This window comes from Priestia sp. Y58, from assembly GCF_029522095.1.
GTDB lineage: Bacteria > Bacillota > Bacilli > Bacillales > Bacillaceae_H > Priestia > Priestia megaterium_E.
Window position 1 is genome coordinate 492,282 of sequence record NZ_JAKWFL010000003.1, and the last position, 23,268, is coordinate 515,549.

The window sequence follows — 23,268 nt, forward strand, 5'->3', positions numbered from 1 at the left end:
CACCTCCAGTCCGGTTATGAAACATACCTATAGAATGTGCGTATTTACAGACTTTATACACCGCTACCGATATTACTGCACACGAAAAAAGCAAAGGGAGAGTCACTAAGACTGTTCCCTTTGCTTTTTTGCTAGGCGACTTTATCGGTGGTGATAATTTTGTTAATCCAGTCTTTTCCTTCTGTAAACCTTGTAACAAGCATCGCTGTTACTGTATTTCCCGTACTGTTTAAAAGCGTAGCAGGGGCGTCAATAATTGTGGAAATGACCGCAATTATGGGCAGAACTTCTGGGGAAAATCCATAAATTGTAATGATTAACATTTCGCCAATCATACCGCCTCCAGGAATTGCTCCCATTACGGCTCCAACTAAAAAGGCTACGCCTAATATGCTCAAAATACTCATAGCAGACGTCATATCTTTGCCAAACAAACTGAATAAGAAAACAATTTTTAGAATACCACCGATAACAGAACCATCTTTATGGGTGTTTGCTCCTAGTGGAATCACCGTTTCAGCAATATCCAGCGGCACACCCATTTTCTTTGTTGCATCTAAATTGACTGGAATAGATGCAGCAGAAGAACAGGTAGCAATAGCGGTGATAGAAGGAGCAGCTGCATTTTTCCAAAACAGCTTAATTCCTGCTTTACCGCCAGCAATCCATGCGTATAACGTAAAGAAACCGAAATAGTAAACGATTGCAATTAATAAATAAAGAATAAATGCTCTAGCGTACCCTTGTAAGATCTTTGGTCCAAGTTCTCCTACTACAGTAGCAAAATAGCATCCTAAACCAATGGGGGCATAGTACATCACAATTTTAACAACCTTCATCGATACTTCTTGACCCGAAGTCAGAAATTTCGCCATAGGCTGTCCTTTTTCACCAGCCATTGTTGTAGCAATACCGAAAATAACGGCAAAGACAATTAATTGTAAAATATGCTCTTTCGAAAATAACTGAACAAAATCAGGTACAGTAAATGTACCAACAAGCTGAGTTAAAAGCGTCATTTTTTCAGCTGTATTTTCACTGTCACCCATCAATTCTTTAATGGCAGAAGTATCTACATTATGTAGCGGATTGTAAAGTGATGCGCCTAAAAAGCCTAAAACGGCTGAAACAGCAGCAGTGGCGACAAACACAACGGCGATACCTAGCATAATTTTACCAAGACGTTTCATTTCGTTCATGTTTGCAATTGCCGAAGCCACACTAAAAAAGACAAGGGGAACGATAATCATGAACATTAAATTAAGAAACAAATCACCAAAGGGCTTTACGACTGCCACATCGGGCCCGATAGCATATCCTGCTATCCCGCCAATTAAAATAGCGAGAAGCAGAATAAGCGATGATCTGTACGTTTTAAATACACTTAAAACCATAGTTAGATTTCCTCCAAACAACAATAGCTTCTTTACTACGCAAGAACGGCTATCATTTGCTCATTGCATACGTAGTAACGACTGGCTTTACATCTTTACGCACCAAATCTTCGTATGTTTCTCGCTCTACAGCAAGACGAGCTTCTCCATTTTTCACAAATACAACAGCAGGGCGCGGAATACGGTTGTAATTGCTAGCCATTGAATAGTTGTAGGCACCTGTAGAGGACACTGCTAATAAATCTCCTTGATTAACGCGCGGTAAATCGATATCCCAAATAAGCATATCTCCTGATTCACAGCATTTCCCCGCAATTGATACTGTTTCATCTTTTTTATCCGTCACTCTATTAGCCAAGACAGCTTCATGTTTTGCATCATAAAGGGCAGGGCGGATATTATCGGTCATACCGCCGTCAATTCCTACGTATTTGCGTACACCCGGAATCTCCTTCGTTGAGCCAATTGTATAAAGCGTTGTACCCGCTTCTCCTACGATGCTTCTTCCAGGCTCAATCCAGACTTCTGGAAGGGTATAATTCTGTTCAGTTAACGTACGGCTTAGCTTTTCTGTCAGTGCATCTACATAATACTCAACTGGAAGAGGAGAGTCGCTTTCGGTATAACGAATACCAAAACCACCACCTACGTTTAAAACTTTTACTTCAAACTCCATTTTATCACGAATACTGAATAAGAAATCAGTTAAAATATCAATGGCGCGAGAAAAACCATCTACTTCAAAAATTTGCGAACCAATATGACAATGAATGCCTAAAAGATCGTAGTAAGGTTTTTCTAACGCAGAACTTACCGCTTTCATAGCCTGGTCATTGGAAAGACCAAATCCAAACTTGGAGTCTTCCTGTCCGGTCATAATATACTCATGTGTGTGGGCTTCAATCCCTGGAGTAACACGCAGAAGAATAGATGCTTTCTGTTTGCGCTCAGCTGCTAAGGCATGCAAAACTTCAAGTTCGGTAAAGTTATCAACAACAAAACAGCCAATATTCGCATCAAGAGCCATTTCAATTTCTTCAATCGTTTTGTTATTTCCATGAAAATGAATGCGTTCAGCTGGATATCCAGCTTCAAGAGCTGTAAATAATTCGCCTCCTGAGACCACATCTAATGACATATCAAGCTTCGTTAAAAGGCTAGCCATTTCCATACAAAGAAACGCTTTCCCTGCATAGGCGATTTGATATGAAAATCCGCTTCTTTGAAAGGCTGAATGGAAGGCCTTGCATTTCGTCTCAATTAATTCTTGATCGTAGATGTATAGAGGAGTGCCGTATTGTTTTTTCAGTTCGACCGTATCGCACTGCCCAATTTCTAAATGATTGCTGCTGTTAATTTTACTCGTTCCATGTAAGTACATAATCCGTATCCCTCCATTTAAATCATTCAACTATAACTTTGAACTTTGATGGTCAGTAGAAAAACACAAAAAAGACCCGTGAAGTGATGTTCACGCGTCTTGGTTTCATAATAATAAAGTATTATTACATTCTAGGCATCAACATCTCTTCAATAGCTCTCCACAAACCAAATGGTTTGTGACAGCTCAGCATTTATTCAATACTGAACCAGTATATGAACACAATGGATGTTTATATACTTCGGCACGAAATCCCTTTTACTTATCTTCACAGACTCCATTAGTCTCCAATAAGTGACTCTTGATTTCATGCACCTCTATTCTCAGAGAGGAAAATTATATTTAAATGTAATTCCTATTATATTTCTTTTTCCGCTGTCTAGTCAACGAAAAGTTAAGGCATAGGAATATCAAAAAAAATAAATAAGAAAGCTATGAAGCTTCCAGATAGAATCCAAGCAGCCAGTGCTGTCTTCTGATGAATGACTAAAAGTGAGAACGTGACAATATTGAAGAGAAAAGAACACAGCAGCGACCATCCATAATGATGAGTGATACTGTGATTAACATAAGCAATGAACTCAATCACAGTAAATAAAAGCGCCCACAAAAGAATCCACCACAGCCGGCCGCTTACATGCAGCGGCAGCCTTCCTAAAAAAACCGGTATAACAAACGGATAAATAATTAAGGTTATTCCAAGGGAAACCATTAGGTGATCGGGTAGAAAAAGGTGATCAATACCAACAGGGTGAAATACCCATACGCGGTGATGAAACAGCAGCACTTCATAAAGCAAATTCCCCGTGACCCAAAACAGCAAAGTAGGATAGTATTCTTGATACCTTCGCCACTTGCCAAATAGTAAACCAAGAATGATGAAAAATAATACAAATGAAGATTGCATACGCTCTCCTTAAAATAATGGTTATTTCTTTTTATTTACATATTATAGAAATTTTATTCTCTCCGCTTTTATTCAGAAACTATAATAGAAAAGCCGTAAGCAGCAGCGGTAAAGACATACTACCACTATTTATGACTGTCTTCACCCTGCTATAATCTCCGTAAAAGAACTTCTAACACTTTTGTTTACAAGATGAAAGGAGCTATATGTCAAAGTCAGCAAGACGTAAAAGTAAGCTCAAAATAGCTTCGCCTAGTATGGGACTTCTTTTTTTGCTATGCTAAAATTGCATACATATAGCATGAGAATACTAGAAGAAAGAAAAGGGTGTTTTGGTATGAAAACATACATCGTAGTTGGAGCTGGGATACTTGGAGCTTCTACAGCATATCATTTAGCAAAAGCAGGAGCAGATGTGACATTGATAGATCGCCAGGATGCTGGTCAAGCTACTGATGCAGCAGCAGGAATTGTTTGTCCATGGCTTTCGCAGCGTCGAAATAAAGCATGGTACCGCTTAGCAAAAGGCGGCGCCAAGTACTATCAAACATTAATTCAGCAATTAGAAGAAGATGGAGAAACGGATACGGGATATAAGCGAGTAGGAGCAATTAGCTTACATACTGATGAACAAAAGCTTAAAAAAATGGAAGAGCGAGCATATAAGCGTCGGGAAGAAGCGCCCGAAATAGGCGAGATTACACGTTTATCCGCTAAAGAAACACAGGCTTTGTTTCCGGCTCTTTCGGAAGAATACAGTTCAGTTCATATTAGTGGAGCCGCTCGCGTCAACGGAAGAGCTCTTCGAAACGCACTTGTGAATGCAGCGAAGAAAAACGGTGCAAAAATAATAGAAGGAAACGCAGAACTACTTTATGAAAATAATCAAGTAACGGGCGTTGCTGTAAATGGACAAACCCTTCTAGCAAGTACAACAATCGTGACAGCAGGAGCGTGGGCAAATCAATTACTAGAGCCTCTTGGAGTGAAATTTTTAGCAAGCTTTCAAAAAGCGCAAATTGTCCACTTGCATCTCCCTGATTTAGATACAAAAGACTGGCCCGTTGTGATGCCTCCAAGCGACCAATATATTCTTTCATTTGAACAAGGGCAAATTGTTATTGGAGCAACACATGAAAACGATACGGGTTATGACTTGAGAGTAACTGCTGGGGGGCTTCATGAAATTTTTTCAAAGGCCTTATCAATTGCTCCTGGCTTAACAGAAAGCACAGTCTTAGAAACAAGGGTAGGGTTTCGACCATTTACTCCAGGCTTCTTGCCAGTCATCGGGGCTCTTCCGGCTTACGAAGGAATACTAGTGGCGAATGGTCTCGGAGCTTCAGGCTTAACGTCGGGTCCTTATCTTGGTTCAGAGCTTGCTAAATTAGCACTTGAAATGGAAATGGAAATTGATCTCAGCGACTATGATGTAAGAGGAGCTATCGAGTCTTAAGCAAACAGAATGAATGAAAACAAATAGAAGTTCGCAAACTATAACTACTATATGATGAAAGGAAGTAGATTGTTTGCGAAAGATTATGATAAGTGCAGCAGCAGCTTTTTTATTTATGAGCGCGACGCCTGTATTAGCAGAAAACAATCCTCAGCCAGAAACAAAAGACGTGCAGCTGACGTCTCAGCAAAAGAAGGAATTGTCCGTGCTATACAAAGAAATGCTAGCAAAAAAGAAAGAAATACTTTCAAAATATGTCGAGTACGGCGTGCTAAGCAAAACGGAGAGTCAAAACATTTCTTCACATATGGAAAATCGCTATCAGCATATGGAGAAAAATGGTTTTGTGCCGAAGCGACACTGTCATAAAATGCATCATTCAAAGTAATTCATATTCACATAAAAAAGCGCCTTTACAGGCGTTTTTTTTATGTGAATGAATGGAAAATATCCGCTTCTTTATCTAGTAAATTCTAAAATCCTCATGTAAAATTAAGAGAATGAGAACGAGTAGGAAAGATGCTAGTGAGGGGTAGGTAAATATGAACGATGAACGAAAATAAAAAAATAGTCCGATTACATGCAGAAAATCATTCAGCTGAGGCGCTAGGAATCATATTTGCTTACAAACAAAAAGATGACCATCTTGTTTACAGTATGTATCAAGGTGAGAGTGTTCATGAGCAAAAAATACCTCTAGAAGAATGGGTCTCGTATGAGCATTTTTTCGAAGCACTAAATAAAAAGAAAAAGCTTATGTACGAGCTTCAAATAAATGATAAACGCTATGTAGTAAACTTAACCCCTTTATCTTACACAGAAAAGCCTGAAATCATGGGACATTGCGTGAATATAACTAGTTATCAGGAGAAAAAAGAACAGATTCAGCCTTTTATCTATCATAACGCAGATGCTGTTGCTGTCGTTGACTTAGAAGGTAAAACGCTTCAAGTGAACCCTGCGTTTGAGAATACATTTGGCTGGACGTTTGAAGAAATTTATCAAAAGCCTCTTCCGATTATACCTTCGTTTTTAAAGGAGCCAGTGTGCGAACTTCATAAGACCATTCAATCAGGGGAATCGAAAACGGAATTTGAGACAGTCAGACAGCATAAAGACGGTCATTTAATTAATGTAAGCGTCACACTATTCCGCGTTGAAAATATGAACGATTGGCCGCTATGCATTGCTTTTGTCTATCGAGATATAACATCACGCAAGCAGGCCGAAACGGCTTTAAAAGAAAGCGAAGAACGCTACCGAAGTTTGATTGAGTTATCACCAGAAGCGATTATCGTTCATAGTGAAGGGAAAATTGATTACATCAACCCTGCAGGAGCCAAAGCGCTGGGATACAAAAGTCCTCAAGACGTATTAGGAGCTTGTGTTTATCAGTTTGTTCACCATGATTACTATGATGTTGTAAAACAGCGAATTTATCGAATGAAAACAGAAAATAAATCTGTAGACCTACAAGAAGAAAAGTTTATTCATAAAGACGGTCATACGATTGATGCCGAAACCATTGCTTTCCCTATTCCCTATATGGGAAAGCAGGCCATTCAAGTTTTGTTTCGTGATATTACAGAACGTAAAAAAACTGAAAAATTGCTGCGTGAATCCGCTCAGCTTTCCTTAGTCGGACAGTTAGCGGCTGGTATAGCTCACGAAATTCGAAACCCTCTGACGGCGGTAAAAGGATTTATGCAGTTATTAAAAGAAACGAGCGGTCAGCCTTACTATGTAGAAATGATAAATCATGAGTTAGATAGAATTGAATTGATTACCGATGAGTTCTTGAGTCTTGCAAAGCCTCAGGCGAAAACCTACAGGGACAAACACGTCCAAGATATCTTAGAGAATACGTTAAAGCTAGCTGAGGTGCAGGGGATTACAGAGAAAATTCACGTAAAAAAAGAAATTGATCTTCATCTTCCTCTCGTATTATGCGAAGAAAATCAGTTGAAACAGGTGTTTAGCAATATATTTAAAAATGCAGTCGAATCTATGCCAAGTGGAGGAACCGTAACGATTCAACTAAAAAGATTTGATCAGGAGAACCTTGTTGTCCGGTTTAGCGACGAGGGGCCAGGCATCACGCAGGAAAGAATGCAGCATTTAGGAAAACCTTTTTATAGTACCAAAGAGAAAGGAACGGGGCTTGGACTGATGGTGTGCTATAAGATCATTCGAGAACATAGAGGAGAAATTAACTTTGTAAGTGAACTTGGAAAAGGAACTACTGTAGACATTCTTTTGCCTTTTAAAAAGTAGATTCTACTTTTATAAGCATGAAACCTTTTCTAAAGGGGAATACATGTTAGTGAACGAATAATGAGGTTAAAATAGGAGGGAATAAGATGGAACGCATTGAAACGGGAGAGATTTTTACAATTTTAGATGAAAATGATCAAGAGCAAGATATTGAAGTGCTTGGAAAAATGACGATTGAAGGGCATGATTATATTGCCGTTGCGTTTGTGGAAGAAGTTTTAATTGAAACAGAAGAAGAAATTGATGTTTTCTTTTTGAAAATTGAAGATGATGGTGAATGGTCTTCAATTGAAGATGACGAGGAGTTTGAAAAGGTATCAGCCGTATTTGAGGAAATGACATCCGCGTAAAAAGAGAGGTTAAAACCTCTCTTTTTTTATTTTAAATAATATAATATTTAGAATTTTTCTAAAAATATCTTGCTGAATTATTTCCCTTCATTTATGATGAATATGTAACATACCAACCGGTTAGTAAGTAAATGAAAGCGAGGGACTACCGTGTATTTTTCTTACTCTGACAAAGTAGTGAAGCTGCAAAAAGAATTGACCTCTTTTATGGAAGAGCATATTTACCCAAACGAACGGCTATACGAACAACAGCTGAATGAACAGCCGTCTAGATGGTCAGCTGTTCCTCCGATTATGGAAGAGTTAAAAGAAAAAGCAAAGCAAGCTGGATTATGGAACTTATTTTTGCCAGAAAGCGAATACGGAGCGGGTCTAACAAATGTCGAATATGCCCCCCTTTGCGAAATTATGGGCCGTTCTATTATTGGACCAGAAGCTTTTAACTGCGGAGCTCCTGACACCGGCAATATGGAAGTACTGGTTCGATACGGAACGCCCGAACAGAAAGAAAAATGGCTAAAGCCGCTGTTAAATGGAGACATTCGCTCCTGCTTTTCTATGACAGAACCAGATGTAGGTTCTTCTGATGCCACAAATATTCAGTGCAGTATTGTAAGAGAAGGCGATGAATATGTAATCAACGGAAGAAAATGGTGGTCTTCAGGTGCGGGAGATCCTCGCTGCAAAGTTGCTATTGTCATGGGGAAAAGCGATTTTACCGCATCTAAATATGAACAGCAGTCTATGATTCTAGTTCCATTAAATACTCCAGGAGTTAAAATTGAACGCATGCTGCCAGTCTTTGGATACGACCACGCTCCTCATGGACATGCTGAAATTCATTATGACAATGTGCGTGTGCCAGCATCTAATATGCTTTTAGGCGAAGGAAAAGGGTTTGCTATTGCTCAAGGCAGATTAGGGCCTGGACGTATTCATCACTGCATGCGTCTAATAGGAGCAGCAGAAAGAGCGCTTGAAGAATTATGTAAGCGTATTCAAATCCGTTCTACGTTTAATAAGTTGCTTTCCCAGCAAGGGGTTATTCAAGAATGGGTGGCAGAATCGCGTATTGAAATTGAGCAAGCGCGCTTATTAACATTAAAAGCTGCTTATATGATGGACACAGTTGGAAATAAAAAAGCGCGGAAAGAAATTGCCATGATTAAAGTAATGGCTCCTGTTATGGCTTTAAAAGTCATTGATCGCGCCATTCAAGCATTTGGAGCAGCAGGGGTTTCAGAAGACACGCCGCTTGCGGCACTTTGGGCAAATGCCCGCACTTTGCGCCTTGCTGATGGTCCAGACGAAGTGCACAAAGCACAGCTTGCAAGACTTGAGCTAAAATCCTATCAAGAACAGGAGGCAACCTATGCACATAAAGGATTTGTTTGATTTAACTGGAAAAACAGCTATTATTACCGGAGGAGGCAGAGGATTAGGAGAACAAATGGCAGAAGGGCTTGCAGAGGCAGGGGCAAATATTGTTCTATGTTCAAGAAAAAAAGAAGCTTGTCAGCAAGTGGCTGATCGATTGGCCACCATGGGCGTAAAAACTCTCGCTTTAGCATGCGACATCAGTCAGCCTGAAGATATTAAAAATGTCGTGCATGAAACAATTAAAACATTTGGACGTATTGATATTTTAATTAATAACAGTGGAGCTACGTGGGGTGCTCCAGTTGAAGAAATGCCTCTTGAAGCATGGGAAAAAGTGATAAATATTAATGTGACGGGCACGTTTTTAATGTCCCAAGAAGCTGGAAAAGAAATGATTAAACAAAAAGCTGGTAAGATTATTAACATTGCTTCAATTGCAGGTCTTGGAGGAACGGATCCACAGTACATGGATACAATCGGGTACAACACCAGTAAAGGAGCGGTCATTACGTTCACGAAAGATTTAGCTGTCAAATGGGGACAGCATAATATTCAAGTTAATGCGATTGCGCCGGGATTTTTTCCTACTAAAATGTCAGGTGCGATTATGGAACAAGGAAAAGATTATTTTCTAAGTCAAACCCCTTTAAAACGCTTTGGCTCCGAAGCTGATTTAAAAGGAGCGGCTGTTTTTCTTGCTTCTGCAGCGTCTAATTATATTACGGGCGATATTCTGACAGTAGACGGTGGAGTTCATGCTATGTGAATAAGAAAGGAGTAACTTGATGGAAGACGTTAAAAAATGGTTTACACCTTATCCAGAAGCCTACACTCATGACATTCACATCGAAGATATTTCACTATTTGATATGCTGAAAGAAACAGCCGAACGTTATCCTGCTCACACAGCCACGCGCATGTATCAGCATACGTTAACGTACCAAGAGCTGTACCACTCAGTTCGCGTATTTGCAGGAGCACTGCAGAAAAAAGGAATTAAAAAAGGAGATCGTGTAGCAATTATGCTGCCAAACTGTCCGCAATATATAATAAGCTATTTCGGCATTGTAGCGGCGGGCGGCATTGTTACTCAGGTCAACCCTATGCTTGTCGAGCAAGAGCTAGAACATATTTTACACGATTCCGGGGCAAAAAAAATAATTCTACTCGATGATTTTTATACGAGACTTCAAGAGATAAGAAACCGTGTTGATATAGAAGAAGCGATAACTGTCAGCTTGCAAAAACCTTTTGTTCCTACATCACCAGACCTTTCCTTCCTAGATTTTTTAACCATAAAACATGAATTTCATCAGCCGGTTATCCATCCAGCACACGATATTGCTGTTCTTCAGTATACGGGAGGAACGACCGGACCATCTAAAGGTGCGATGCTTACACATACAAATATTTACACAAACGCAGTTCAATCATACGAAATATTTAAACATGATATTGAATTAGGAAAAGAAAAATGCTTAACCGTTATTCCATTGTTTCACGTATTTGGCATGACTTCCTGTATGCATTTATCGATTCTTTGCGGAAATGAAATATTGCTATTGCCGCGTTTTGATTTGGAAGAAGTACTAAATACAATAAAAAAAGAGCAGCCTAGTATTTTTCCTGGCGTGCCAACTATGTATGTTGCTATTACAAATCATCCGCAGGCAGAAGAATACAACATCGAAAGTATTCGCATCTGCAACAGCGGCAGTGCGCCGATGCCTGTTGAGCTGATGAAAGAGTTCGAACGAAAAACGGGCGCTAAAGTGTTAGAAGGGTACGGCTTATCAGAAGCATCCCCCGTGACGCATTGCAACCTGCCGTTTTGTGAACGAAAGCCAGGTACAGTCGGACTTGGGGTTCCGCAAACTGCTTATAAAATTGTTGATGTGGCTACAGGAACAAAAGAACTGCCAAGAGGAGAGCTTGGAGAAATAGTAATTAAAGGCCCTCAAGTTATGAAGGGCTATTGGAATCAGCCTGAAGAGACGGCTCACGCGCTTAGAAACGGCTGGCTGTACACAGGAGATATTGGACAGATAGATGAAGACGGGTATTTATCCATTGTTGATCGCAAAAAAGATATGATTATTGCGAGTGGTTTTAATGTGTACCCTCGAGATATTGAAGAAGTTTTATACGAACACAGCCACATTAAAGAAGCCGTTGTAATTGGCGTGCCGCATCCTTACAGAGGAGAAACCATTAAAGCGATTTTAGTAGTGAAAGAAGGGAAATCTCTTTCTGAAGAAGAGCTTACTTCTTATTGTCGACAGCACCTTGCAGCTTACAAAATTCCGCGAATCTTTGAATTTCGCGCCGAGCTTCCTAAGACCAATGTAGGAAAAATTTTGCGACGGGCACTGCGAGAAGAAGTGGTGAAAGAAACGACGTAAATAAGCTGAACATAAACAAACTTTTTCAAAAGCTCCCTCTAAGCCATGGTATAATTTGTGAAAATGAGAAAAGACAGAGAGGGTTTGACGATGAAAGATTTGATGATGGAACGAAGCATTCAGCTTTTTGCTCAAAAAGGTTTCAAAGAAACGTCGATTCAAGATATTGTAAATGAATTAAACGTCACAAAAGGAACGTTTTATTATTATTTTAAAAGCAAACAAGAGCTTTTAATGGATATTCACCTTCAATATATTGAAAGATTAATAGAAAACCAAGAGACGATTCTTGCAGATAAGACAACATCTTATCCAGAAAAGCTGCACAGCATTATTTTTAAACTTGTTCATGATATTGAGAAAGAAGGTCTTCGAGCTAAAGTGTTTTTTCGAGAGATGCGTCATTTGAGTGAAGAACACTTAGAACAAATCATTCCAAAGCGCGATCGTTTTAAAGAAAACATACAAGAGATCATTGAAAAAGGCATGGAAGTAGGGCAGTTCCGTTCAGATTTGCCTTCAGATATCGTCACGCTAGGCATATTAGGAATGACAAATTGGAGCTATTTTTGGTTTCAGCCGGATGGTGAAAAGACAGATCGAGAAGTTGCGGCTATTTTTTATAAGATGCTGATGAAAGGTATTCAGTCATAGTAGCTGCTGGGCTAGACAGTGCTCGTAAAAGGCGGGAAAGTATAAGCTCTTTCTCTCCTTTTATATTAAAAGGAGGATATAACATGGATAGTAAAGATATACAGCGTATTGCTGTCATTGGCGCAGGACAAATGGGACATCAAATCGGTATGCTTTGTGCACTTGGAGGATATGAAACGATTATTCAAGACATGAATGAACAATCACTCATTGAGGCGGAAAATAAGCTGGAAGCGATTATAGACAAGTGGGTTCATAAGGGCAAAATCTCCCCGGATGCTAAAGAAGCCGCATTTCAAAGGTTGTCTTTTACAAACACATTAAAGGAAGCGGTTTCAAATGCTGATTTTGTGATTGAAGCTGTGGTAGAAAAGTTAGATGTAAAACAAAGCGTTTTTAAAGAAATAGATGAGTACGCACCAAGTCACGCCATTTTAGCATCAAATAGTTCAACAATTGTTAACTCGCTTATTGCAAGTGCAACAAACCGTCCAGAGCAAATCGTTAACATGCATTTCTTTTTTCCTCCTCTTGTAATGGACTGCGTAGAAGTTGTGATGAGTGAAAAGACAAGTGAAAAAACAGCTCAAACGACAATGGAAGTTTGCAAGCAAATTAATCGCACAGCAGTCCTTCTGAAAAAAGAAATCTCAGGTTTTATTGCCAATCGAATTTTAGGAGCGCTGCAAAAAGAAGCCGTTTTTCTTTATGAAAATGGATACGCAGATTTTGAAGACATTGATACGATTTGCAAAAAAGCGCTCAATCACCCGATCGGTCCTTTTGAATTGATGGATCTCTCGGGAATTGACGTCGGATATTTTGTGATGCAGCAGCGCTATAGCGAAACGGGGGATCCAGAGGACAAGCCAGCTGCGTGCATTGAAGAAAAAGTTCAAACAGGCGAGCTTGGACGTAAAACAGGAAAAGGCTTTTACACATACCACACACAGGGAGTGAAGCAATGATGAAAAAATTTGTACGTATTGAAAAAGAAGAGAAAACGGCAATTGTAACCATTGATAACCCGCCTTTAAATGTAATGAGCCAGGCTGTTGTGCAGCAGCTTGAAGAAACGTATGAAGAGCTTAGTAAAGATCCTGATGTCATTACAATCATTTTAACGGGAGCGGGCGACCGGGCGTTTATGGCTGGAGCTGATATTAAAGAGTTTCCTCAATTAATGGGGCAAAGCGGCATTAAAGAAGAGTTTATGAAAACCCATCGCGTTTTGCAAAAACTTGAAAACATTGAAAAACCAACAATTGTCGTGCTAAACGGTTTAACGTTTGGAGGGGGATGCGAACTTTCATTAACTGCTGATATACGCATTGCCGAAGAACATGCTCAAATTGGTCTTCCGGAAGTGAAGCTCGGATTGTTTCCTGGAGGCGGCGGAACTCAGCGTCTTCCGCGCGTAATCGGCGTTTCTAAAGCTAAAGAATGGATGTTTGCCGGCAGTCCTGTTTCTGCAGAAGAAGCGCTTCATGCAGGCTTTGCCAATCATGTCACGCCTAAAGGAAAAGGGATCGAAAAAGCAAAAGAGCTGGCTAAGAAATTTAACCGCCACTCTCTTCCGTCACTTTCTCGAATTAAGACAGCGGTAAATGAAGGAATGAACCGTACATTATCTGAAGGTCTTGAACTTGAGGCAGAGCTGTTTGAAGAAGTCTTTCAAACAGAAGATATTAAAGAAGGAGTATCAGCATTTATTGAAAAGCGTCCCGCTGTTTTTTCACATAAGTAAAGGAGGAGAAAACCATGTATGAAACACAGGTCAAAGTGCGTTTTTGCGAAACAGACGCACTCGGTCACATTAATAATACGAGCTATTTCATTTATTTAGAAGAGGCCCGCATTGCTTTCTTTGAAGAAATGGGAGCATCCATGCATACAAAAAAGTGGGAGTATATTTTAGCGTCTACTAAATGTGATTTTGTTTCGCAAGGTTATTTTAATCAAGTGCTAATGATTAAAACCTTTGTATCTAATGTCGGCAATAAAAGCTTTACAATTGGCCATGAAATTACCGACAGCAAGACGGGATCGCTGATTGCTAAAGGAGAAGCTATCATCGTGTACTTTGATTTTGATGCACAAAAAAGCGTTTCTATTCCAGCGGACATTAAGCAGTTTTTGATGAATTATAAAGTAGCTGTTTAACTATAAAAAAGCAGGTGGTAAAAGAATGTCACTAATCATTCCTGTACGAAAAGGAGAGGAATTAAACACGGAAAAACTGCATCAGTTTCTCCGTGTTTCGATTCCTGATTTACCTAAAGAGCCTCTTTTAATTAAGCAATTTGGATCAGGTGCGTCCAATTTAACCTACGCTCTTTCAGCCGGAGAGTGGGAGGCGGTGTTGAGGCGCCCTCCCTTTGGACCAGTTGCGCCAAAAGCGCATGACATGCAAAGAGAATACAAGATTTTATCTGTTTTATCGAAGTCTTTCCCTCTTGCTCCTAGGCCGTATGTGTTTTGTGAAGACGAGACGGTGGTCGGGAAACCCTTTTTTTTAATGGAGAGAAAGCACGGTGTTCTCATCGACACAGCGTTTCCAGAAGACGTGAAAGGAACTAGCGAACTTTGCCGTCGTATTTCAGAACAAATGGTGGATGTCCTTGCTCAGCTTCATGATGTTCCTTATAAAGGCACGCTTCTTGAAAAAATCAGCAAGCCCGAAGGATTTTTAGAACGTCAAGTACACGGCTGGATTCATCGTTATGAAAAATCAAAAACAAGTGACATACCGGAAGTAGAAGCTCTAAAAAAATGGTTGACTACACACATCCCGACTACACAGCATTCGACCATTATTCACTATGATTATAAGCTTAACAATACGTTATTTTCACCGGATGGAAATAAAATTGTAGGATTATTTGATTGGGAAATGACAACCATTGGAGATCCGCTTGCTGATTTGGGAGTGGCGCTGAGCTACTGGATGGAAGACAGCGATCCTGAACTTTTGAAAAGAGGACTCGGAAATCCACCTGTTACTGTGCAAAAAAGCTTTTATTCCCGTCGAGATTTTGTAGAAGAATACGCTAAAAAAAGCGGACGGGATGTTTCACACATTGACTTTTACCTGAAATTTGCGTACTTCAAACTTGCTGTCATTTGTCAGCAAATTTATTACCGTTATAAAAAAGGCCAAACAAATGATGAACGATTTTCACAATTTGGAGATTATGTAAAAACGCTAATTATTCATGCTCTGCACACAGAACGAGGACATATATGAAAGGAAAAGTTCACGTAATACTTAAAAAAGAAGAGCTTCTTGCCAAAAAGCTAGAAGGAAAAACGGTTGTCATATTTGACGTCTTATTGGCTACGTCAACAATTGCGGCTGCTTTACAGCAAGGAGCAATAGAGGTTATTCCCGTAAAAAACGAAGAAGAAGCGCGTAATAAAGCAAAAACGTATAAGCCTGACGAAATTGCGCTTGTAGGCGAATATAGAGGGGAAACGATTGAAGGCTTTTTTGATCCAAGCCCCAGCACATTAAAGCATGTTCAAAATAAAATAGTTATTTTATCCACCACTAATGGAACGGTGGCCATTCATAACGCTGAAAAAGCAAAACAGGTGTATGCTGCTTCACTTTTAAATGGAGAAGCGGTTGCCAGAGCTGTTTGTCAACCAAGTCAAGATGAAACTGTTTTATTAGTTTGTTCAGGTTCATCCGATCGCTTCTGTCTAGAAGATTTGTATGGAGCGGGGTATTTTATAAGCTGTCTTCTGCAACTAAAAACATTTCATTTGACGGATGCTGCAAAAGCCGCACTGCTTTTATATGAGGCTTATGAGCATTCACCTGTTGAAATATTGAAGCGCTCAGCCGTAGGAGAAATGCTCACTCAGTATGGCTTTCTAGACGAAATTGGCTTTGTAAGCCGAAAAAACGTCTATTCCGTAGTTCCTAAGGTAGTGAAAAAAAAGCTAGTAAACGGGGAGGAAACGATATGTCTGAAATGAAAACCGAAGCAAAAGGCGGATCATTTTTACTAAAAAAAACATCTGCGCATCACGTTTATACACCCGAAGACTTAACGGATGAGCATCGTATGATTGCTCAGACAGCAAAGCAGTTTATTGAAAAAGAAGTAGACCCTTACCATAATGACATTGAGCAGCAGGATTTTAATAAGGTAGTAGAATTGATGCATAAAGCAGGCGAGCTTGGACTTCTTGCTCACAGTATTCCAGAAACATATGGAGGACTAGGTCTTGATAAAGTAAGCAAAGGACTCGTCGGTGAAATCATTGGCCGGACAAGTGGATATGGAGTCGCTCATTCTAATCATACATGCATTGCGACACTTCCTATTACGTATTTTGGCACCAAGAAGCAAAAAGAAAAATACTTGCCTAAATTGGCAAGCGGTGAATATATTGGCGCCTACTGTTTGACAGAGCCAGAAGCTGGTTCTGATGCTCTTGCAGCCCAAACAAAAGCCGTATTAAACCCTGAAAAAACGCATTATGTATTAAATGGAACGAAGCAGTACATTACCAATGCTGCCTTTTCAGATACGTTCATCACATATGCAAAAATAGACGGAGAATATTTTACCGCTTTTATTGTAGAAAAAGATTTTGAAGGACTGTCTCTGGGGCCAGAGGAAAAGAAAATGGGAATCAAAGGGTCGTCTACTCGCCCGGTTATTTATGAAGATTGTTTAGTACCCGTAGAAAACGTACTTGGACAAGTAGGAAAAGGTCACTTGATTGCGTTGAACGTCTTAAACCTTGGACGTTTTAACTTAGGTTCTGCATGTATGGGCGCAGGGAAATATGCGTTTGAACTTGCTTTAGCTTATACAAAAGAACGCAAACAGTTTAAAACAGCTATTGCGGAATTTAATGCTTCAAAAGAAAAAATAGCAAAAATGGCAGCTCGTATTTTTGCATCTGAATCTATTCAGTACCGTACAGCTGGTTTACTAGAAGAGGCGCTTGGCGGCCTATATGAAAGTGAAAATCATAAGTTAGTAGCTAAACAGCTGGCTGAATTTGCAATGGAATGTTCAGTTTGTAAAGTGTATGGATCGGAAACTCTTGATTTAATTGCCGATGAATCGCTGCAGCTTCATGGCGGCGCAGGGTTTATTCAAGAATATAAAATAGAACAAGTATATCGTGACTCACGCATCAATCGTATTTTTGAAGGTACAAATGAAATCAACCGCCTTTTGCTTCCAACTCAGCTTCTAAAAAAAGCAGGCAAAGGAGAAATAGAGCTGAGCAAACAAGTAGAACATGCCGTTAGTGAATTGACGAGCGGTCAGTGGGAAATATCTTCAAATGAACTTCTAGCACGAGAAAAGCAGGCTGTTATTACAACAAGACATTTATTTCTTGCTTTGTTAGGAACAGCATTCCAAACGTTTCAAGCCAATCTAGCACAAGAACAAGAAACGCTTATAAAACTAGCAGAAATTGCTATTGGACTATTCGCTATGGAGTCATCTGTGCTGCGCGCGGAAAAAGCCGTAACCAGAAATGGAAAAGAAAAAGAAACGTTAAAAAGCAAGCTGACAGCAACCGTTGTCAGTGAAACGCTATTTGAAATTGAAAAGCAGGCTCGGCAATTAATAAACGGGATGTTAACGGGTGAAAAACACCGACAGTACCGCACAATTCTTGGAAAATGGATGAATGATTTGCAAAGTGAAGGAGAGTTCACGCGCAATCGAGGCATTGCCCGTGAATTTATCGACAGCGGGCGATATGTTGTATAAGGAGGGATATTATGCGTTTTGAAGGGCAAATAGCTGTTATTACAGGAGCTGGAAGCGGCATCGGAGAAGCGACCGCTCAGAGAATGGCGAAAGAAGGCGCTCGCGTCATTCTTGTCGGGCGAACGAAAGAAAAACTAATACAGGCTGCATCCGCTATTGACACACGGTGTGAACGAAAATGTACGGATATTTTCCCAGCTGATGTAACGAAAGAAGAAGACGTCAAAGAGCTTGCTGAGTTTATAAAAGAAAAGTACGGACAAATTCATTTATTAATTAATAACGCAGGCGGATCAGTTAATTCAACAATCAAAGAAACAACGCTTGAACAGTGGAAACACGTGCAGGACGTCAATTTAACAAGCGTATTTCTTGTAACAAAACAGTTGATTCCTTTGTTAACTGAAGAAATAGCAGAAAATCGATCTATTGTTAACGTCGCTTCTCTTTCAGGACATAAAGCAGGTGCACAAATTCCCCACTACAGCGCTGCTAAAGCTGCTTTAATCAACTTTACAAAAGCAATGGCATTTGAATTAGCACCTCACGGAATCAGAGTAAACTCTGTGTCTCCTGGATTCGTAGAAACACCTTTAACACAGCCTGGACTTGAAAACGAGCGCTTCACTAAGGCAATCGAAAAAAATACGGCTTTAAAACGTGTAGGTAAACCAGATGAAATTGCAAACGTTATTGCTTTTGCAGCGTCTAAAGAGGCATCGTATATGACGGGAAGTGATTTATTAGTAGACGGCGGGTGGCTTATCGTTTGATGCAAAGCAAAGAGGAGGAAGTCGAAATTATGAGTGATTTAGTAGTAGAAAAGCAGGGGACTATTTTATCTTTAACGTTAAATCGACCGGATCGTTTAAATGCATTCAGTGAGGAAATGATTGAAAAGTTAACAGCTGAAATAAAACAGGCACAAAGCGATGAGTCTATTAAAGTGGTTATATTAAATGGAGCGGGGCGCTCGTTTTCTGCCGGAGGCGATGTAAAAACGATGGGCCAAGCATCGGGAGCTGATGTTTATGAACATATCGGCCGTTTAAATGAATGTATTTTAGCGATGCAAAATCTAGAGAAGCCAATTATTTCAGCAGTTCATGGGTTTGCAGCAGGAGCGGCTTTTAATTTAGCTCTCGCTTCTGACTTTATCATTGCGTCAGAAGAAAGTCGGTTCGTATTAAGCTTTTCTCAAGTTGGATTGATTTCAGACGGAGGAGGCCTTTACTTCCTTACAAAGGTCGTTGGTCCCCACAAAGCGAAGGAACTGTTATTTTTAGGAGAGCCTATGGATGCCGAAACAGCTTATAAAGCCGGTTTTTTAAACCATGTAGTGCCGTTAAATCAGCTGAAAGATGAAGTTACGTCCTTTGCAAGCCGCTTATCACAAGGACCAACGAAAGCGTATGGGAAAATGAAAAAAATTGTCAACGATTCATTCCATTTAACGTTACAACAAGTCCTTGAACAAGAAAGGCTAACGCAAGTTCTTATGGTAGAAACAAGAGATCATCAAGAAGGAATATCTGCGTTTAAAGAAAAAAGAAAGCCGCTATTTCAAGGGAAATAAAAGGGGGATATAAGATGAAAGCTATTCAATTCACGCAGTACGGAGGACCTGATGTTCTTCAAGTTATCGATATTGCACGTCCTGTACCAAAAAAGAAAGATGTGCTCATTAAAGTTGCGGCAATTGGCGTTAATTATGCCGACGCTGCACGGCGTGAAGGAGCATACGTAGTCGAAACACCCCTGCCTTTTATTCCTGGTTCTGAAGTGGCGGGCGAAGTGGTTGAAGTAGGCGAGGATGTAAAAGGTATAAAAGTAGGTACAAAAGTCGTGACGCTGCTGGGATCTAATCGAGCAACAGGATACGCTGAGTACACGCTGGCTGACTCAAGAGGCCTTATTCCGTTGCCGGAGAATGTGGATTTAACACAAGCGGTTGCTTTGCCTCTTCAAGGACTCACGGCTTATCATATTTTAAAAACAATGGGTCGCCTTGAAAAAGGAGAAACCGTCATCGTTCATGCAGCAGCAGGCGGTGTTGGAACCTTAGCTGTCCAGCTTGCCAAAATTTTTGGAGCTGGAAAAGTTATTGCTACAGCGAGCTCCAAAGAAAAGCTTGAGCTTGCAAAAAATCTCGGAGCTGACGAAGTGATTAACTATACAGAAACAGGCTGGGAAAAACAAATTTTAGAAGTAACGGAAGGAAAAGGAGCCGATATTATTTTAGAAATGGTAGGAGGGCATATATTCTATGAATCTCTTCAATGTCTTGCACCATTTGGGCGCCTCGTTTTTTACGGAATGGCTAGTGGAAAACCTGTAAAATTTAACCCTGCCCGCCTGATGGAAAAAAACCAATCGGTTCTCGGCTTTTTCTTACCTCAAATGATGGCAAAACCAGCGATTTATCAGCAAAGTCTGCATGAGTTATTAAACTACGTGAATTCCGGTCAGTTAAAATTAATGCTGGGCGGCACGTTTTCACTTGATGAAGCGGCAGATGTACATCGTCTGCTTCAAGGAAGAAAAACGACCGGAAAATTAGTGCTAGTTCCTTAACAAAACAGCTTCCGTCTCTAATAGGGATGGGAGCTGTTTTGGTTTAAAAAATTGGCTTCCACCTGCCAAATTTTTAAAAACCGCTTAATAATTTGGCATAAAAATCAATACTTTTTACTAATTTCTTCTATATTTTAACACTGGCATGGAAGTTGCATAATAAGTGTTTGAACATATAAAGGAGGAATTGAATATGGTGAGAAATGGAACGGACCGCGTGAAGCGGGGAATGGCGGAAATGCAAAAAGGCGGCGTTATCATGGACGTGATCAATGCAGAACAGGCAAAAATTGCAGAGGCAGCAGGGGCTGTTGCTGTTATGGCGTTAGAGCGTGTTCCAGCTGATATTCGTGCAGCAGGCGGCGTGTCTCGTATGGCAGACCCAACAATTGTTGAAGAAGTGATGAACGCTGTATCCATTCCAGTTATGGCGAAAGCTCGTATTGGCCATATTGTTGAAGCACGCGTGCTAGAAGCAATGGGTGTAGACTACATTGACGAAAGTGAAGTACTCACTCCAGCTGATGAGGAATATCACCTTAACAAAAGTACATTTACGGTTCCATTTGTATGCGGATGCCGTGATTTAGGGGAAGCAGCAAGACGAATTGGTGAAGGTGCCTCGATGCTTCGTACAAAAGGCGAGCCAGGAACAGGAAACATCGTCGAAGCAGTGCGTCATATGCGCCAAGTAAACGCTCAAGTACGTAAAGTTGTAGGCATGGATGAAGACGAGTTAATGACAGAAGCAAAACTATTAGGTGCGCCTTATGAGCTATTACTGCAAATTAAACGCGAAGGCCGCTTACCGGTTGTAAACTTTGCAGCAGGCGGCGTAGCAACACCCGCGGACGCAGCGTTAATGATGCAGCTTGGAGCAGACGGTGTATTTGTTGGATCAGGAATCTTCAAATCAGACAACCCTGAAAAATTTGCGCGAGCAATCGTGGAGGCAACAACGCATTATCAAGACTATGAACTGATTGCAAGCTTATCAAAGGGATTAGGAAGTGCAATGAAAGGAATTGAAATTTCATCATTATTACCAGAAAATCGTATGCAAGAACGCGGCTGGTAATGAGTAATAACTTTTAAACTTAGTTAGGAGAATGATCATGGGGAAATATACGATAGTCGATAAAGAAACGTGTATTGCGTGCGGTGCATGTGGAGCTGCGGCACCTGATATTTATGACTATGATGATGAAGGAATTGCGTTCGTTATACTTGATGATAATCAAGGCACGGCTGAAGTGCCCCAAGAGCTAGAAGATGATTTAATGGATGCGTTTGAAGGCTGTCCAACAGAATCTATCCGGATAGCAGATGAAAAGTTTGATGGAGACTCGAATAAATTTCAATAAAGCCGAATAAATAAAAAAATAGAAAGTTTTTTTAAAAGAAAAGAAGGATTTTGTCTAGAAAAGGCGAAATATTAGTTGTGTAAGAACATATCTTTTTAAAAATGAAAGCACTTACATAACTAAAAGCATATGAGTTAGTCTCATTTGACCTTTCAGAATTATTAGTGTAAAAGTGCGGAGTAATTAAATAGTTTTTAAAAGGAGATTAAGGGGCATGCAAATACTGAATACAGTCATTGTGACAGGATATGCAAAAGCTCCACAGGGAACTTCCATGTATGAAATGTATAAGCATGCGGGAATTGTACTAGAAGTGGATCTGACAGAGCATAAAATTGTAAATGCTGAGTTTACGTTTATTACGGAGCTGACGCAAAATTTTTTCCGGAAGCTGCTTATTGGTTACTGCCTTGCAGATGGAATTGAACCTCTTATTGAACGTATTCAAAATTATTATTTTGCTCCATCTCAACAGGCGATTATCGTAGCGCTTCAGGCTGCAATCCAACGTTACTGGGATAATGTGAATCAAAAAATTACATAGCGTTTGGTTAGAATAAAGTGAGAAGACAACCTCTTTTCATGGTCTTATTAAAACCAAGCAGACACACACACTTTACAAAGAGTGGGGGACATCCCTTTTTCTTTGGGGAGTCATTGTGTCCTGCTTGGTTTTTTTTCGTGTAAAGCGCTGTGAAATATAAAAAGAAAAGGAGGAAACAAAATGAACAAAATCATCACGCGCGAAGAAGCAATAGAAAAAATAACAGATGGCGCACGCATTATGGTAGGTGGATTTGGTCTTGTTGGAAGCCCGCTTAGTCTGATTGAAGCGATTGCCAAATCAAACCTTAAAGATTTAGAGATTATTAGTAATAACCTCGGTGAACCTGGAAAAGGATTAGGTGTATTAGTTCAAAAAAAACAAGTAAAAAAAGCCATAGGGTCTTATTTTACTTCCAACCCTGAAGTTGTACACGCTTATCAACAACAAGAACTTCAAGTGGAGCTCATCCCGCAAGGAACAATGTCCGAGGCGATTCGAGCAGGAGGAGCAGGCATAGGCGGGTTTTACACGCCTGTGAGCGTAGGGACTCAGCTCGCTGAAGGAAAAGAAGAACGAGTGTTAAAAGGAAAGAAATATATTTTGCAAGAATCGCTGCACGCAGATGTAGCTCTTATAAAAGCTAAAAAAGCAGATCGACTCGGAAATCTTATTTACAGCAAATCAGCAAGAAACTTTAATCCAATGATGGCAACGGCCGCTGATATCGTGATTGCGGAAGTAGAAGAAGTTGTTGAAGTTGGACAAATTTCTCCTGAAGAAATTGTAACTCCTCATTTATACGTTACTTATATCGTAGTGAAAGGAGAAAAATAAG

The 23,268-nt window shown here is 40.1% G+C and carries 24 protein-coding genes and 1 riboswitch; of the genes, 21 read left to right on the top strand and 3 right to left on the bottom strand.

All coding sequences use genetic code 11. The annotated features are described in order from the left end of the window. Nucleotides 1–131: 131 nt before the first annotated feature. From MMB68_RS12545 to MMB68_RS12555, 3 genes are all read right to left on the bottom strand, one after another. Nucleotides 132–1,394 (bottom strand): dicarboxylate/amino acid:cation symporter, encoded by a 1,263-nt coding sequence (locus MMB68_RS12545; protein ID WP_221783162.1) that lies wholly within the window; start codon nt 1,392–1,394, stop codon nt 132–134. Nucleotides 1,395–1,446: 52 nt separating this feature from the next. After that, nucleotides 1,447–2,775 (bottom strand): diaminopimelate decarboxylase, encoded by a 1,329-nt coding sequence (gene lysA, locus MMB68_RS12550; RefSeq protein ID WP_014460106.1) that lies wholly within the window; start codon nt 2,773–2,775, stop codon nt 1,447–1,449. A gap of 145 nt (nt 2,776–2,920) precedes the next feature. Beyond that, nucleotides 2,921–3,103: riboswitch (Lysine riboswitch) on the bottom strand. Nucleotides 3,104–3,169: 66 nt separating this feature from the next. Continuing rightward, nucleotides 3,170–3,682, bottom strand: a complete 513-nt coding sequence (locus MMB68_RS12555) for a CBO0543 family protein (protein ID WP_025751926.1) — start codon at nt 3,680–3,682, stop codon at nt 3,170–3,172. A 337-nt stretch (nt 3,683–4,019) separates the two neighbouring features. Here MMB68_RS12555 and MMB68_RS12560 point away from each other — a divergent pair, with 337 nt between their 5' ends. The 21 genes from MMB68_RS12560 to MMB68_RS12660 all read left to right on the top strand — a co-directional run bounded on the left by MMB68_RS12560 (nt 4,020) and on the right by MMB68_RS12660 (nt 23,267). Next, complete coding sequence (locus tag MMB68_RS12560; protein ID WP_269870652.1) at nt 4,020–5,138, top strand: NAD(P)/FAD-dependent oxidoreductase; 1,119 nt, start codon at nt 4,020–4,022, stop codon at nt 5,136–5,138. 73 nt (nt 5,139–5,211) lie between these two features. After that, nucleotides 5,212–5,526: a YckD family protein gene (locus tag MMB68_RS12565; protein ID WP_221783166.1), complete on the top strand. Its 315-nt coding sequence runs from the start codon at nt 5,212–5,214 to the stop codon at nt 5,524–5,526. Nucleotides 5,527–5,687: 161 nt separating this feature from the next. Further along, entirely contained in the window at nt 5,688–7,412 is a 1,725-nt protein-coding gene (locus MMB68_RS12570; RefSeq protein ID WP_277548912.1) for a PAS domain-containing sensor histidine kinase, read from the top strand. An 86-nt stretch (nt 7,413–7,498) separates the two neighbouring features. Then, the gene (locus MMB68_RS12575) at nt 7,499–7,762 is read left to right on the top strand and encodes a DUF1292 domain-containing protein (RefSeq protein ID WP_028408533.1); all 264 of its coding nucleotides are present in this window, start codon (nt 7,499–7,501) and stop codon (nt 7,760–7,762) included. 150 nt (nt 7,763–7,912) lie between these two features. Next, a complete protein-coding gene (locus MMB68_RS12580) occupies nt 7,913–9,157 on the top strand; it encodes an acyl-CoA dehydrogenase (protein ID WP_277447852.1) in 1,245 nt (414 codons plus the stop codon). Next, complete coding sequence (locus MMB68_RS12585; RefSeq protein ID WP_221783171.1) at nt 9,135–9,908, top strand: SDR family oxidoreductase; 774 nt, start codon at nt 9,135–9,137, stop codon at nt 9,906–9,908. The genes MMB68_RS12580 and MMB68_RS12585 overlap by 23 nt, the downstream gene beginning before the upstream one ends. Nucleotides 9,909–9,927: 19 nt before the next feature. Then, nucleotides 9,928–11,544, top strand: coding sequence for a long-chain-fatty-acid--CoA ligase (locus tag MMB68_RS12590; protein WP_221783173.1), 1,617 nt, complete (start codon nt 9,928–9,930; stop codon nt 11,542–11,544). A gap of 90 nt (nt 11,545–11,634) precedes the next feature. Further along, nucleotides 11,635–12,198 carry a TetR/AcrR family transcriptional regulator gene (locus tag MMB68_RS12595; protein ID WP_221783175.1) on the top strand — a complete coding sequence of 188 codons (564 nt, stop codon included), beginning with the start codon at nt 11,635–11,637 and terminating at the stop codon, nt 12,196–12,198. An 83-nt stretch (nt 12,199–12,281) separates the two neighbouring features. Then, complete coding sequence (locus MMB68_RS12600) at nt 12,282–13,166, top strand: 3-hydroxyacyl-CoA dehydrogenase family protein (RefSeq protein WP_277447850.1); 885 nt, start codon at nt 12,282–12,284, stop codon at nt 13,164–13,166. Continuing rightward, nucleotides 13,163–13,945, top strand: a complete 783-nt coding sequence (locus MMB68_RS12605) for an enoyl-CoA hydratase (RefSeq protein ID WP_264409166.1) — start codon at nt 13,163–13,165, stop codon at nt 13,943–13,945. Before MMB68_RS12600 ends, MMB68_RS12605 begins: the two co-directional genes overlap by 4 nt. A gap of 14 nt (nt 13,946–13,959) precedes the next feature. Next, nucleotides 13,960–14,361, top strand: a complete 402-nt coding sequence (locus MMB68_RS12610; RefSeq protein WP_269870655.1) for an acyl-CoA thioesterase — start codon at nt 13,960–13,962, stop codon at nt 14,359–14,361. A 25-nt stretch (nt 14,362–14,386) separates the two neighbouring features. Further along, entirely contained in the window at nt 14,387–15,445 is a 1,059-nt protein-coding gene (locus tag MMB68_RS12615; protein ID WP_221783183.1) for a phosphotransferase family protein, read from the top strand. Next, the gene (locus MMB68_RS12620) at nt 15,442–16,182 is read left to right on the top strand and encodes a 2-phosphosulfolactate phosphatase (RefSeq protein WP_221783184.1); all 741 of its coding nucleotides are present in this window, start codon (nt 15,442–15,444) and stop codon (nt 16,180–16,182) included. Before MMB68_RS12615 ends, MMB68_RS12620 begins: the two co-directional genes overlap by 4 nt. Further along, nucleotides 16,170–17,948 carry an acyl-CoA dehydrogenase family protein gene (locus MMB68_RS12625; protein WP_269870656.1) on the top strand — a complete coding sequence of 593 codons (1,779 nt, stop codon included), beginning with the start codon at nt 16,170–16,172 and terminating at the stop codon, nt 17,946–17,948. Before MMB68_RS12620 ends, MMB68_RS12625 begins: the two co-directional genes overlap by 13 nt. Nucleotides 17,949–17,959: 11 nt before the next feature. Then, the gene (locus MMB68_RS12630; protein ID WP_221783188.1) at nt 17,960–18,721 is read left to right on the top strand and encodes an SDR family NAD(P)-dependent oxidoreductase; all 762 of its coding nucleotides are present in this window, start codon (nt 17,960–17,962) and stop codon (nt 18,719–18,721) included. Between the two features lie 29 nt (nt 18,722–18,750). Continuing rightward, the gene (locus MMB68_RS12635; RefSeq protein WP_319641384.1) at nt 18,751–19,524 is read left to right on the top strand and encodes an enoyl-CoA hydratase/isomerase family protein; all 774 of its coding nucleotides are present in this window, start codon (nt 18,751–18,753) and stop codon (nt 19,522–19,524) included. A 14-nt stretch (nt 19,525–19,538) separates the two neighbouring features. Beyond that, the gene (locus tag MMB68_RS12640) at nt 19,539–20,522 is read left to right on the top strand and encodes a quinone oxidoreductase family protein (protein WP_221783191.1); all 984 of its coding nucleotides are present in this window, start codon (nt 19,539–19,541) and stop codon (nt 20,520–20,522) included. A 193-nt stretch (nt 20,523–20,715) separates the two neighbouring features. Further along, complete coding sequence (gene pdxS / locus MMB68_RS12645; RefSeq protein ID WP_014460089.1) at nt 20,716–21,600, top strand: pyridoxal 5'-phosphate synthase lyase subunit PdxS; 885 nt, start codon at nt 20,716–20,718, stop codon at nt 21,598–21,600. Nucleotides 21,601–21,637: 37 nt separating this feature from the next. After that, nucleotides 21,638–21,886, top strand: coding sequence for a ferredoxin (locus MMB68_RS12650; RefSeq protein WP_264409170.1), 249 nt, complete (start codon nt 21,638–21,640; stop codon nt 21,884–21,886). A gap of 214 nt (nt 21,887–22,100) precedes the next feature. Next, complete coding sequence (locus MMB68_RS12655; RefSeq protein ID WP_013057066.1) at nt 22,101–22,430, top strand: DUF3870 domain-containing protein; 330 nt, start codon at nt 22,101–22,103, stop codon at nt 22,428–22,430. A 180-nt stretch (nt 22,431–22,610) separates the two neighbouring features. After that, nucleotides 22,611–23,267, top strand: a complete 657-nt coding sequence (locus MMB68_RS12660) for a CoA transferase subunit A (RefSeq protein ID WP_269870657.1) — start codon at nt 22,611–22,613, stop codon at nt 23,265–23,267. Nucleotide 23,268: the final 1 nt, after the last annotated feature.